Genomic DNA, 12,688 nt, shown 5'->3' with positions numbered 1-12,688 from the left:
TTTTGCCCAGTGCCGCGTTACTTGCGTTTTATTTGGGCCCACCAAACGTTGTCGCTCGCGCCTTGCCCTGGGCAAGGCGCGAGCGACGTTCACGAATAATCAAGGGATACAACCTCTATGGCAGGACTGAAACTTCAGGCAGTAACCAAAAGCTGGGATGGCAAAACCCAGGTCATTCAGCCGCTCACGCTCGACGTGGCGGACGGAGAATTTATCGTGATGGTTGGCCCGTCCGGCTGCGGAAAATCGACGCTATTGCGTATGGTGGCGGGGCTTGAGCGTGTGACCTCCGGCGATATCTGGATTGATCGCCAGCGCGTCACCGAAATGGAACCCAAAGATCGCGGCATTGCGATGGTGTTCCAGAACTACGCCCTCTATCCGCACATGAGTGTGGAAGAGAACATGGCCTGGGGGCTGAAAATTCACGGTATGGGCAAAGGTCATATCGACGAGCGTGTGAAAGAAGCCGCGCGCATTCTGGAGCTGGATGGCCTGCTGAAGCGCCGCCCGCGTGAACTCTCTGGTGGTCAGCGTCAGCGCGTGGCAATGGGGCGCGCCATTGTGCGTGATCCGGCCGTGTTCCTGTTTGATGAACCGCTTTCAAACCTCGATGCCAAACTGCGCGTACAGATGCGCCTTGAACTGCAACAGTTGCATCGTCGTCTGAATACCACTTCACTTTACGTCACGCACGATCAGGTGGAAGCCATGACTCTGGCGCAGCGTGTGATGGTCATGAACAAAGGTATCGCAGAGCAGATTGGGACGCCGGTTGAGGTGTATGAAAAACCGGCCAGCCGTTTTGTGGCGAGCTTTATTGGCAGCCCGGCGATGAACCTGCTGGAAGGCCGAATCAGCAGCTCAGGAACCCATTTTGAGCTGGACAGTGGGATGGCATTGCCGATCAACTGGTACTATCGTGGCTATGCCGGGCGTAAGATGACGCTTGGTATCCGCCCGGAACACATTGCGCTAAGCTCGCAGGCAGAAGGCGGTGTACCGCTGGTGATGGACACGCTGGAGATGCTGGGGGCGGATAACCTGGCCCATGGACGCTGGGGCGAACAAAAGATCGTTGTGCGTCTGGCGCATCAGGAGCGCCCGAAAGCAGGCAGTACGCTCTGGCTGCATCTGCCAGAAAATCATCTGCACTTATTTGATGGTGAAACAGGACAACGACTATGAGTAACTGGCCTTACCCCCACATCGTCGCCCACCGTGGTGGCGGTAAACTGGCGCCGGAAAACACGCTGGCGGCGATTGACGTGGGTGCGCGTTACGGTCATACCATGATTGAATGTGATGCCAAGCTGTCGAAAGATGGCGAAATTTTTCTGCTGCATGACGATAACCTCGAACGGACCAGCAACGGTTGGGGCGTGGCAGGGGAATTACCGTGGCGCGATCTCCTGAAAGTCGATGCCGGGAGTTGGTACAGCGGCGAATTTAAAGGCGAACCGCTTCCGCTTCTGGCGGAAGTAGCCGATCGCTGTCGTCAACACGGGATGATGGCCAATATCGAAATTAAACCCACCACGGGAACAGGGCCGTTAACCGGCAAGGTTATCGCCCTCGCCGCGCGTGAGTTGTGGGAAGGGATGGCTCCGCCGCTGCTCTCTTCATTTGAAATTGATGCGCTGGAAGCGGCTCAGGCCGCCGTACCGGAACTGCCGCGCGGGTTATTGCTGGACGAGTGGCGTGAGGACTGGCGCGAGCTGACCACTCGCCTGGGCTGTGTGTCGATTCACCTGAATCACAAACTGCTGGACGAAGCTCGGGTTAAGATGTTGAAGGATGCCGGGCTGCATATTCTGGTGTATACCGTCAACAAACCCCAGCGCGCGGCAGAACTGCTGCGCTGGGGTGTCGATAGTATCTGTACCGATGTGGTTGACGTGATAGGTCCGAATTTTAATTCTGCGGATTATTAAGCATATCCCCATTCGAACGCGGCGGCAGCATATGCTGCTGACCGCTACTCTGCGTTGCCCCGCCACTTAACATCCCGCCATTGCTGTTCGGTAATACCTGCTCACGCGGCTGGTTTTGTTGAACACGCTGGGTGTTGTTATTGATCTGCGTTTGCAGTTTTTGCTGCTGAAGCTGAGTCTGCGTTTTAAGCTGCTGATTAAGCATTCCTTTTTGCTGCTGTTGTTGGCTCATCATCTCCGTTTGCATACGTTGCTGGCTCGGAATGACATAGCCTGGCTGGTTAGGGTTGTTCATGGTGTTGAGTGGCTGCGCTAGCGCGGCAAAGGGTAGCAGCGCGGTAAGAATCAAAAAGTGTTTCATTGTCATCTCCTCCTTTTGAGGCTTCTCTTAAGTTTACCCTGATTCCGCCATAACGATGATTTTTTAGGAGTTGTGAACCAGGATTAAGCGGGGAATATGGATCCCATCACCTGGAGAACAATAATGATGAAACCAACGTTTTTTCGCTGGGTAGCGATCGCCGCACTGATGGCAGGCGGCACATTTAGCGTGGCGGCGAACCCGCCAGCCGCTCCGCCAGTGTCCTACGGCGTGGAAGAAGATGTGTTTCATCCCGTGCGGGCGACGCATGGCATGGTGGCATCGGTTGATGCGATGGCCACACGAGTCGGCGTGGATATTCTCAGGCAGGGTGGGAACGCGGTAGATGCCGCGGTGGCGGTGGGTTACGCGCTGGCAGTAACACACCCGCAGGCCGGTAACCTGGGCGGCGGCGGCTTTATGATGCTGCGCACCAAAGACGGTAAAACCACGGCCATCGACTTCCGCGAAATGGCGCCGAATCAGGCATCCCGCGATATGTTTCTTGATGATCAGGGCAACCCGGACAGCAAAAAATCCCTGACCTCTCATCTGGCTTCCGGAACACCAGGCACAGTGGCGGGTTTCTCGCTGGCGCTGGAAAAATATGGCACGTTACCGCTGAACAAAGTGGTACAACCCGCGATTAAACTTGCGCGTGATGGCTTCGTGGTGAACGACGCGTTGGCGGACGATCTCAAAACCTATGGCAGCGAAGTGATCCCTAATCATGAAAACAGTAAAGCGATCTTCTGGAAAGACGGCGAGCCGCTGAAAAAGGGCGACAAGCTGGTGCAGAAAAACCTGGCGAAAAGCCTGGAGCTGATTGCGGAGCACGGGCCGGACGCCTTCTACAAAGGCGCGATTGCCGATCAGATTGCCGAAGAGATGCAAAAGAACGGCGGGCTCATCACCAAAGCCGATCTGGCTGAGTACAAAGCGGTTGAGCGCGAGCCGATTAGCGGAAGCTATCGTGGTTATCAGGTGTTCTCTATGCCGCCGCCGTCTTCCGGCGGGATCCACATCGTGCAGATCCTCAACATTCTTGAAAACTTCGATATGCACAAGTTTGGTTTTGGCAGTGCCGATGCGATGCAGGTAATGACGGAGGCAGAGAAACGGGCCTATGCCGACCGCTCGGAATACCTTGGCGACCCGGATTTCGTCAATGTGCCGTGGCAAGCGCTGACCAATAAAGCCTATGCCAAATCCATCGCCGATCAGATCGATATCAACAGGGCTAAGCCATCGAGTGAGATCCGCCCAGGCAAATTAGCGCCGTATGAAAGTAACCAGACCACGCATTTCTCGGTGGTGGATAAAGACGGTAACGCCGTGGCGGTGACCTATACGCTGAATACTACCTTCGGAACCGGGATTGTGGCGGGTAATAGCGGTATTCTGCTGAACAACGAAATGGATGATTTCTCTGCCAAGCCTGGTGTGCCCAACGTCTACGGGTTAGTGGGGGGCGATGCCAATGCTGTTGGGCCGAAGAAGCGTCCGCTGTCGTCCATGTCGCCAACCATCGTGGTGAAAGATGGCAAAACCTGGCTGGTAACTGGCAGCCCTGGCGGGAGCCGTATTATTACCACCGTGCTTCAGATGGTGGTCAACAGCATCGATTTTGGGATGAATGTGGCTGAAGCGACCAACGCCCCGCGATTCCACCATCAGTGGCTGCCGGATGAGTTGCGCGTCGAGAAGGGTTTTAGCCCGGACACGATAAAACTGCTGGAGCAACGCGGACAGAAAGTGGTGGTCAAAGAGGCGATGGGGAGCACTCAGAGCATTATGGTTGGGCCGGAAGGTGTGCTGTTTGGCGCGTCAGATCCGCGTTCTGTGGATGATTTGACGGCGGGGTACTAATGATTTCTCCCTCTCTCCCCGAAGGGGAGAGAGGGAGAACAATCAGGTCACTGTTTCATGCGCGCCATATAGTACGCATCCACATACTCGCCGTTACGCAGGGCGAATTTCTTTCCCGTACCTTCAATTTCAAAGCCAAACTTTCGGTACAGTGCCAGTGCTGGCGGATTATCGGCAAACACTGTTAATTCAATGCGTTCGATACGCATCCAGTTATCACACAGGTTGACCATTTCACGCATTAACGCGCTGCCCACACCGCGCCCCTGTGCGTGCACTGCGACGCTAATACCAAATGTGGCCACATGGCTACGCCGTGGGCTGGCTTCGACCTGGAGCGCTAAATCCCCTACTACGGTATCGTCTATGCAGGCGACCAGGCGTTTTTGGCCTGGCTTAACGATGAGACGCTCCTGCCACATTTCGAGAGAAGGATGAGGTAGTTGTAGCGTGTCGTGATACACCCCGTAATGCATGTAGTTCTGGCGTAAGGCTTCTGCATCTTTCGGTTCAGCGTGGCGTATCACTATCTCACTCATTCCTTAATCCTCAGTCAGTTAAACATCCCTTCCAACATCATTGACTTTAAAATTTGAGTCAACTGCTATTTTTTGCAAAAAGTATTGGACAAGTGCGAATGAGAATGATTATTATTGTCATGCATTCAGGAAGACCACTACGGGAACCTGAAAGCACGACATTGCTCACATTGCTTCCAGTATTACTTTAGCCAGCTTCTAGCTGGCTTTTTTTTTGGGGTTTTTGTTTCAGCCTGGCTTACTTGCCATTTTGCCTCCGGGAAGTGCTCGCAATCCTCACGCACTCTATGTACGCTCCGGTTGCTGCGCGCTTGCCGTGAGCAGACTGCCTGCGACGTCGACGGCCGATGCGCGAGCAGAGGTATTGCGCTATGGTAAGACGCAGTAACCTTTCAAAAGGACTGAGTCATGACATTACATTGCGCATTTATTGGATTTGGTAAAAGCACCACCCGCTACCACCTGCCGTATGTTCTCAACCGCAAAGACAGCTGGCACGTCGCGCATATCTACCGCCGCAGTGCGAAGCCTGAAGAGCAATCCCCGCAATACTCTCACATTCATTTCACCAGCGATCTCGACGAGGTACTCAACGATCCCCAGGTCAAGCTGGTGGTGGTTTGTACCCACGCGGACAGCCATTTTGACTACGCAAAACGCGCGCTGGAGGCCGGTAAAAACGTGTTGGTGGAAAAGCCGTTCACGCCAACCCTGGCTGAGGCAAAAACGTTGTTTGCGTTGGCAAAAAGCAAAGGGTTGACCGTAACGCCATATCAAAACCGTCGCTTTGACAGCTGCTTCCTGACGGCGAAAAAGGCCATTGAGAGCGGCAAACTTGGCGAGATTGTCGAAATCGAAAGCCACTTCGATTACTACCGCCCGGTGGCGGAAACGAAACCTGGCCTGCCGCAGGATGGCGCGTTTTATGGCCTGGGTGTCCACACCATGGACCAGATCATCTCCCTGTTTGGTCGCCCGGATCATGTTGCCTATGACATCCGCAGCTTGCGCAACAAAGCCAACCCGGATGATACCTTCGAGGCGCAGCTGTTTTATGGCGACCTGAAAGCCATCGTCAAAACCAGCCATCTGGTGAAAATGGATTACCCAAAATTTATCGTCCACGGAACGAAAGGCTCGTTTATCAAATACGGTATCGACCAGCAGGAAACCAGCCTGAAGGCTAATATTATGCCGGGCGAGCCTGGTTTTGCGGCGGATGATTCCGTTGGCGTGCTGGAGTATGTGAATGCCGAAGGCATCACAGTCAAAGAGGCGCTAAAGCCTGAAACCGGTGACTATGGCTTCATTTACGATGCGCTGTTTGAAACGATAAGCCAGGGTACGGCAAATTACGTCAAGGAAACTGAAGTTCTGACCAATCTTGAAATCCTTGAACGTGCCTTTGAACAGGCTTCTCCTGCCACGGTAACCCTCGCCAGATAGGTAAAAAAGACTCCTGCTGGCTTGTTCATAATTTTTGAACAGAGGAGTCAATTTTCACCCTCTATCATCCCTGGCGGTTTGCGTCCACACTGAGTCCATCAAAACGAACTGGGGATGAAAACAATGATCTACTTACGCAAAGCAAACGAACGTGGTCACGCGAATCATGGCTGGCTGGACTCATGGCATTCATTCTCGTTTGCCGATTACTACGACCCGAATTTCATGGGCTTCTCTGCACTGCGGGTTATTAACGACGACGTGATTGATGCAGGCCAGGGCTTCGGGACTCACCCGCACAAAGATATGGAAATCCTGACCTATGTTCTGGAAGGGGCGGTTGAGCACCAGGACAGCATGGGCAATAAAGAGCAGGTTCCGGCGGGTGAATTCCAGATCATGAGTGCAGGTACAGGGATTCGTCACTCCGAATACAACCCAAGCAAAACGGAAAAACTGCATCTGTACCAAATCTGGATCATTCCAGAAGAAATCGGCATCACGCCACGTTATGAGCAACGCCGCTTCGACGCCCTGCAAGGTAAACAGCTGGTGTTGTCTCCGGACGCGCGTGATGGCTCGCTGAAAGTGTATCAGGATATGGAGCTTTTCCGCTGGGCGCTGGCGAAAAACGAACAGTCAGTACATCAGATCGCCGCAAACCGCCGTGTGTGGATCCAGGTGGTGAAAGGCGACGTGACCATCAACGGTACGAAAGCGAGCACCAGTGATGGTCTGGCGATTTGGGATGAACAGGCACTGTCCGTTCATGCTGACAGCGAAAGTGAAATCCTGCTGTTCGACCTGCCGCCGGTGTAATTAATCATAAATAAATGCCCATCCTTCCTTTTGACAGGGGAAGGATGGGCTTTGTCCGTGATAAACTGAGAAAATCGCAAACTCAAGATTTCTCAGGACGATGAAAAAGAAACGCCCCGTACTTCAGGATGTAGCCGATCGCGTCGGCGTGACCAAAATGACGGTCAGCCGTTTTCTACGTAACCCGGAACAGGTTTCCGTGGCATTGCGTGGCAAGATTGCTGCTGCTCTCGATGAACTGGGTTATATCCCCAACCGCGCCCCCGATATTCTCTCGAATGCAACCAGCCGCGCGGTAGGTGTCCTGCTCCCTTCCTTAACCAACCAGGTTTTTGCCGAAGTGTTGCGCGGTATCGAAAGCGTGACGGATGCGTTCGGTTACCAGACAATGCTTGCGCACTATGGGTACAAACCGGATCTGGAAGAAGAACGTCTGGAATCCATGCTTTCCTGGAACATCGACGGGCTGATTTTAACCGAACGTACTCACACTCCCCGAACCCTGAAGATGATTGAAGTCGCCGGTATTCCGGTGGTTGAGCTGATGGACAGCCAGTCTCCTTGCCTCGATATTGCCGTCGGGTTTGATAACTTTGACGCGGCACGTCAGATGACGGCGGCGATCATCGCGCGCGGACATCGGCATATCGCATATCTGGGCGCACGTCTTGATGAACGTACTATCATCAAACAGAAGGGCTACGAGCAGGCGATGCTCGACGCAAACCTCATTCCATACAGCGTGATGGTCGAGCAATCGTCTTCTTACACGTCCGGGATTGAGCTGATGCGCCAGGCGCGCCGCGAGTATCCGCAGCTTGATGGCATCTTCTGTACCAACGATGACCTTGCGGTGGGTGCGGCGTTCGAATGTCAGCGTCTGGGGCTGAAAATCCCGGACGATATGGCGATTGCCGGTTTCCACGGCCATGACATCGGCCAGGTGATGGAGCCCCGTTTGGCGAGCGTCCTGACGCCGCGTGAACGCATGGGGCGTATTGGTGCGGAACGCCTGCTGGCACGCATTCGTGGTGAAGTGGTTACGCCGAAAATGTTAGATTTAGGTTTCACCTTGTCACCGGGTGGATCAATTTAAGCTGACAAATTTGAAGTAGCTCACACTTATTCATTTCTCGCACGTTTGGATATTGCTTCTCTTTTGCCCCGGCAGGACAATGTTACCGATAACTGTTACCCGTAACAATTGACTGAGGGCCACCCTTTGAGCACGACTAATCATGATCACCACGTTTACGTCCTGATGGGCGTTTCCGGTAGCGGTAAATCTGCCGTGGCTAGCGAAGTGGCGCATCAACTTCAGGCTGCATTCCTTGATGGTGACTTCCTCCATCCGCGCAGCAATATCGTTAAAATGTCTTCCGGCGAGCCGCTGAACGATGACGATCGCAAACCGTGGTTGCAGGCGCTGAATGACGCCGCATTTGCTATGCAGCGCACGAACAAAGTGTCGCTGATTGTCTGCTCTGCACTGAAAAAGAGCTACCGCGACCTGCTGCGCGAAGGCAATCCAAATCTCTCCTTTATCTACATGAAAGGCGATTTCGAGGTTATTGAAAGCCGCCTGAAAGCGCGTAAAGGCCACTTCTTCAAAACCCAGATGCTGGTAACGCAGTTCGAAACGCTGGAAGAGCCGGGCGCAGATGAACGCGATGTACTGATTGTGAATATCGATCAGCCGCTGGACGGTGTTGTGGCAAGCACCATCGAGCTTATTAACAAAAGGCAGTAAGTTTTGACTACATTAACGTTAGTTTTAACGGCAGTCGGCTCTGTTTTGCTGCTGCTGTTTTTAGTCATGAAAGCGCGTATGCACGCTTTCGTTGCTTTGATGGTGGTTTCTATTGGTGCAGGTCTCTTTTCCGGTATGCCGCTCGATAAGATCGCCGCGACCATGGAAAAGGGGATGGGCGGCACGCTGGGTTTCCTGGCGATTGTCGTTGCGCTGGGTGCGATGTTTGGCAAGATTTTGCATGAGACGGGGGCCGTCGACCAGATTGCCGTCAAGATGCTCAAATCGTTCGGGCACAGCCGTGCGCATTATGCTATTGGTCTGGCCGGCCTGATTTGTGCGCTGCCGCTGTTCTTCGAAGTGGCGGTTGTGCTGCTGATTAGCGTAGCCTTCTCAATGGCGCGTCACACCGGTACAAACCTTGTGAAGCTGGTGATTCCGCTGTTCGCGGGTGTTGCGGCGGCGGCGGCGTTTCTGTTGCCGGGGCCTGCGCCGATGCTGCTGGCGTCTCAGATGCACGCTGATTTTGGCTGGATGATCCTGATTGGTCTGTGCGCAGCCATTCCAGGGATGATCATTGCGGGTCCGCTGTGGGGCAACTTCATCAGCCGTTACGTTGAGCTGCATATTCCGGATGACATCACCGAGCCGCACCTTGGCGAAGGCAAAATGCCGTCCTTCGGCTTCAGCCTGTCGCTGATCCTGCTGCCGCTGGTGCTGGTCGGGTTGAAAACCATCGCTGCACGCTTTGTTCCTGTAGGGTCTACGGCTTACGAATGGTTCGAATTTATCGGCCATCCATTCACTGCGATCCTGGTCGCTTGTCTGGTGGCGATTTATGGTCTGGCGATGCGCCAGGGCATGCCGAAAGACCGTGTTATGGAGATCTGTGGTGCTGCACTGCAACCGGCAGGTATTATTCTGCTGGTAATCGGCGCAGGCGGCGTGTTCAAGCAGGTGCTGGTGGATTCCGGCGTCGGCCCGGCACTGGGTGAAGCACTGACCGGGATGGGTCTTCCCATTGCCGTGACCTGCTTCGTGCTGGCGGCGGCGGTGCGTATCATTCAGGGCTCCGCGACCGTGGCGTGTTTAACTGCCGTGGGTCTGGTGATGCCGGTGATTGAACAACTGAACTACTCCGGCGCACAGATGGCGGCACTGTCTATCTGTATCGCGGGCGGCTCGATTGTGGTGTCACACGTAAACGACGCAGGCTTCTGGCTGTTCGGTAAATTTACCGGTGCAACCGAAGCGCAAACCCTGAAAACCTGGACGCTGATGGAAACTATCCTTGGCACGACAGGGGCAATTGTCGGGATGATTGCGTTTACGCTGCTGAGTTAACCTCGTTTTTCACCCTCTCCCGCCGGGAGAGGGTGAGAGCGTTAGCGCCGTCCTGGCTTTTTTACAGCAGCACAATACCCTCATCAGTTCGCAACCCACGCGGCGCTTTCAGCGTATCACTATAAAACCCCACTAAATCCTGCAACACATCTCCTGCGACTCTTTTTTCACTTCCTGACAACGCACGACTCAACAGCAGTTGTGTTAACCGCTGGCAATACCGTCCCGGTTGATCACTTTTCGGCGCAAAACAGGCACATCCAGCGGCAGATCATCCACTGTCAGGCTTGCTTTCAAATGCTCAGGAATGGGGTCCAGAAGCGTTGGCTGGAGCAGGGCGAGGCACATGGATGCGCCTGGAGGGCGGGGATGTTACCTCCGCCCGTCCCCGATAAGCCGGAAGGATTAGCCGAAGACATCGCGAAGCGGTGATTTACCGCCGGGAGCCCGGGTTGCCAGGGGGGTGGCGATTGAGCCACCCTCGCACGTTCACGGGTTATGGTGGTGAAAGAGAAGCATGAAACGTAAGGTGAACAGAATAACCACTGAAGCTGCATGAGCCCTCACCCTAACCCACTCTTCATGGGGGCGAGAGGGCTGATGCACTCACTCCAGCTCTCTCACGGGGGAGAGGGAGAAGGTTAACTCTTCATCCACGCCCGGATCCCATCCAGGAACATTTGCGTCGCCATCATCACCAGAATCAACCCCATCAGGCGTTCCAGCGCATTCACCCCTTTCTCACCCAGCAGGCGCAGGAACAGCGACGACTGCAGCAGGATGATAAAGGTCCCGCCCCAGGCGATCAGCAGTGCAATGACCAGATGGCTCATCTGGTTCGGGTATTGATGCGAAAGCAGCATCAGCGTCGCCAGAATCGTCGGCCCGGCGACCAGAGGAATAGCCAGCGGCACAATGAACGGCTCTTCACCCGCAGGCAGGCCACTGCTGCTCCCTTCAGCGCCTGGAAAAATCATCTTGATGGCAATCAGGAACAGAATAATCCCGCCGGAAATTGAGACCGTTTCGGCGCGCAAATTCAGGAACGCGAGAATCTTTTCGCCGGCGAACAGAAAGATAAACATCACCAACAGGGCGATGAGCAGTTCACGGATCATGATCGCCCGGCGGCGCTTGGGTTCGGTGTGCTTCAGCACCGACATAAAGATAGGCAGGTTTCCGAGTGGATCCATAATCAGGATCAATAAAACCGCGGCGGAAATGATTTCACTCATCTTAAATTATCCCTGATACTTAGTAGTGTTATTCCGATGATTAGCTCTTTTTCTGATTGACGGGCAATCATCGATTAATTTCGCTTGCGACTTTGGCAGCATTTTGTAATGTGAAGCATATCCCAGTTCAATACTGGCTTGCACAAACAGCACACACCTCTGCAGGAAAAAAATGCTATGAAAAACGTTGGTTTTATCGGCTGGCGCGGTATGGTCGGCTCTGTACTCATGCAACGCATGGTTGAAGAGCGCGATTTCGACGCCATCCGCCCGGTCTTCTTCTCCACTTCTCAGCTTGGCCAGGCTGCGCCATCTTTTGGTGGTAGCACAGGCACGTTGCAGGATGCTTACGATCTGGAAGCGCTGAAGGCACTCGACATTATTGTCACGTGCCAGGGCGGCGATTATACCAACGAAATCTATCCAAAGCTGCGTGAAAGCGGCTGGCAGGGCTACTGGATTGACGCGGCCTCTTCGCTGCGCATGAAAGACGATGCCATCATTATTCTCGACCCGGTTAACCAGGGTGTGATCACCGATGGTCTGAACAACGGCGTAAAAACCTTTGTCGGCGGTAACTGTACCGTCAGCCTGATGCTGATGTCCCTCGGCGGTCTGTTCGCCCAGGATCTGGTTGAATGGGTGTCTGTTGCAACATACCAGGCGGCTTCCGGCGGCGGCGCACGCCACATGCGCGAACTGCTGACTCAGATGGGCCAGTTGCACCACAGCGTTGCAAACGAACTGGCAAACCCGGCGTCCGCAATTCTTGATATCGAACGTAAAGTCACCCAGTTGACCCGCAGCGGCGACCTGCCAGTGGATAACTTTGGCGTACCGCTGGCCGGTGGCCTGATCCCGTGGATCGACAAACAGCTGGATAACGGCCAGACCCGTGAAGAGTGGAAGGGCCAGGCCGAGACCAACAAAATTCTCAATACGGCTTCGGCGATCCCGGTTGATGGTCTGTGCGTGCGTATCGGCGCACTGCGCTGCCACAGTCAGGCATTCACCATTAAACTGAAAAAAGATGTGTCTATTCCGACCGTGGAAGAACTGCTGGCCGCGCACAACCCGTGGGCGAAAGTGATTCCGAACGATCGTGATATCACTATGCGCGAACTGACCCCGGCTGCCGTTACTGGCACATTGACTACCCCAGTGGGACGTCTGCGCAAACTGAACATGGGGCCAGAATTCCTGTCCGCGTTCACCGTCGGCGACCAGCTTTTGTGGGGCGCTGCTGAGCCGCTGCGCCGCATGCTGCGCCAGCTGGCGTAATAATTTGTTATAGAGTGGGGGGGGATTGTCGCCCCCTTTTTTTGCGTAATACATGGAGTAAAACGCGTATGTCTTATTTTTTATCAGGAGCCATTTAGAGCGTTGGCTAT

Annotated in this window: 12 protein-coding genes and 1 pseudogene; 9 read left to right on the top strand and 4 right to left on the bottom strand. The window is 54.2% G+C overall.

Going from position 1 to position 12,688, the window contains the following annotated elements; translation table 11 throughout:
- Positions 1-117 precede the first annotated feature (117 nt).
- Both GF617_RS11375 and ugpQ read left to right on the top strand, forming a co-directional pair.
- Positions 118-1,188: a sn-glycerol-3-phosphate import ATP-binding protein UgpC gene (locus tag GF617_RS11375; RefSeq protein WP_203451702.1), complete on the top strand. Its 1,071-nt coding sequence runs from the start codon at positions 118-120 to the stop codon at positions 1,186-1,188.
- Positions 1,185-1,934: a glycerophosphodiester phosphodiesterase gene (gene ugpQ / locus GF617_RS11370; protein WP_203451701.1), complete on the top strand. Its 750-nt coding sequence runs from the start codon at positions 1,185-1,187 to the stop codon at positions 1,932-1,934. Before GF617_RS11375 ends, ugpQ begins: the two co-directional genes overlap by 4 nt.
- On the opposite strand, the gene GF617_RS11365 is transcribed toward ugpQ, so the two are convergent.
- Positions 1,915-2,295 carry a DUF2756 family protein gene (locus GF617_RS11365; protein WP_181621194.1) on the bottom strand — a complete coding sequence of 127 codons (381 nt, stop codon included), beginning with the start codon at positions 2,293-2,295 and terminating at the stop codon, positions 1,915-1,917. The two genes, ugpQ and GF617_RS11365, sit on opposite strands and share 20 nt — an antisense overlap.
- Before the next feature lie 123 nt (positions 2,296-2,418).
- On the opposite strand from GF617_RS11365, the gene ggt reads away from it, so the two are divergent.
- On the top strand, positions 2,419-4,164 hold the full coding sequence (ggt, locus tag GF617_RS11360; RefSeq protein ID WP_203451700.1) for a gamma-glutamyltransferase: 1,746 nt from the start codon (positions 2,419-2,421) through the stop codon (positions 4,162-4,164).
- Between the two features lie 47 nt (positions 4,165-4,211).
- Here ggt and yhhY read toward each other — a convergent pair whose 3' ends face one another.
- On the bottom strand, positions 4,212-4,703 hold the full coding sequence (gene yhhY, locus GF617_RS11355) for an N-acetyltransferase (RefSeq protein WP_181621192.1): 492 nt from the start codon (positions 4,701-4,703) through the stop codon (positions 4,212-4,214).
- 408 nt (positions 4,704-5,111) lie between these two features.
- Between yhhY and GF617_RS11350 the strand changes: the two genes are divergently transcribed.
- The 5 genes from GF617_RS11350 (at position 5,112) to gntU (ending at position 10,062) form a co-directional block, all read left to right on the top strand.
- Positions 5,112-6,149 carry an oxidoreductase gene (locus GF617_RS11350; protein ID WP_203451699.1) on the top strand — a complete coding sequence of 346 codons (1,038 nt, stop codon included), beginning with the start codon at positions 5,112-5,114 and terminating at the stop codon, positions 6,147-6,149.
- 123 nt (positions 6,150-6,272) lie between these two features.
- Positions 6,273-6,968, top strand: coding sequence for a pirin family protein (locus GF617_RS11345; protein ID WP_203451698.1), 696 nt, complete (start codon positions 6,273-6,275; stop codon positions 6,966-6,968).
- A gap of 100 nt (positions 6,969-7,068) precedes the next feature.
- On the top strand, positions 7,069-8,064 hold the full coding sequence (gntR, locus tag GF617_RS11340) for a gluconate operon transcriptional repressor GntR (RefSeq protein ID WP_181621188.1): 996 nt from the start codon (positions 7,069-7,071) through the stop codon (positions 8,062-8,064).
- A gap of 126 nt (positions 8,065-8,190) precedes the next feature.
- Positions 8,191-8,718: a gluconokinase gene (gene gntK, locus GF617_RS11335; RefSeq protein ID WP_181621187.1), complete on the top strand. Its 528-nt coding sequence runs from the start codon at positions 8,191-8,193 to the stop codon at positions 8,716-8,718.
- 3 nt (positions 8,719-8,721) lie between these two features.
- Positions 8,722-10,062, top strand: a complete 1,341-nt coding sequence (gene gntU / locus GF617_RS11330) for a gluconate transporter (protein WP_181621186.1) — start codon at positions 8,722-8,724, stop codon at positions 10,060-10,062.
- Between the two features lie 61 nt (positions 10,063-10,123).
- Here gntU and GF617_RS11325 read toward each other — a convergent pair.
- Positions 10,124-10,413: pseudogene (locus tag GF617_RS11325) on the bottom strand (hypothetical protein); the annotation flags it as partial.
- A 290-nt stretch (positions 10,414-10,703) separates the two neighbouring features.
- Positions 10,704-11,297 (bottom strand): YhgN family NAAT transporter, encoded by a 594-nt coding sequence (locus GF617_RS11320; protein ID WP_181621184.1) that lies wholly within the window; start codon positions 11,295-11,297, stop codon positions 10,704-10,706.
- A gap of 177 nt (positions 11,298-11,474) precedes the next feature.
- Here GF617_RS11320 and asd point away from each other — a divergent pair, with 177 nt between their 5' ends.
- Positions 11,475-12,578, top strand: coding sequence for an aspartate-semialdehyde dehydrogenase (gene asd, locus GF617_RS11315; RefSeq protein ID WP_203451697.1), 1,104 nt, complete (start codon positions 11,475-11,477; stop codon positions 12,576-12,578).
- Positions 12,579-12,688 lie beyond the last annotated feature (110 nt).

The sequence above is a fragment of the Lelliottia sp. RWM.1 genome, from assembly GCF_016859735.1.
Classification (GTDB): Bacteria; Pseudomonadota; Gammaproteobacteria; order Enterobacterales; family Enterobacteriaceae; genus Enterobacter.
This window is presented reverse-complemented; position numbering and strand designations above follow the sequence as displayed.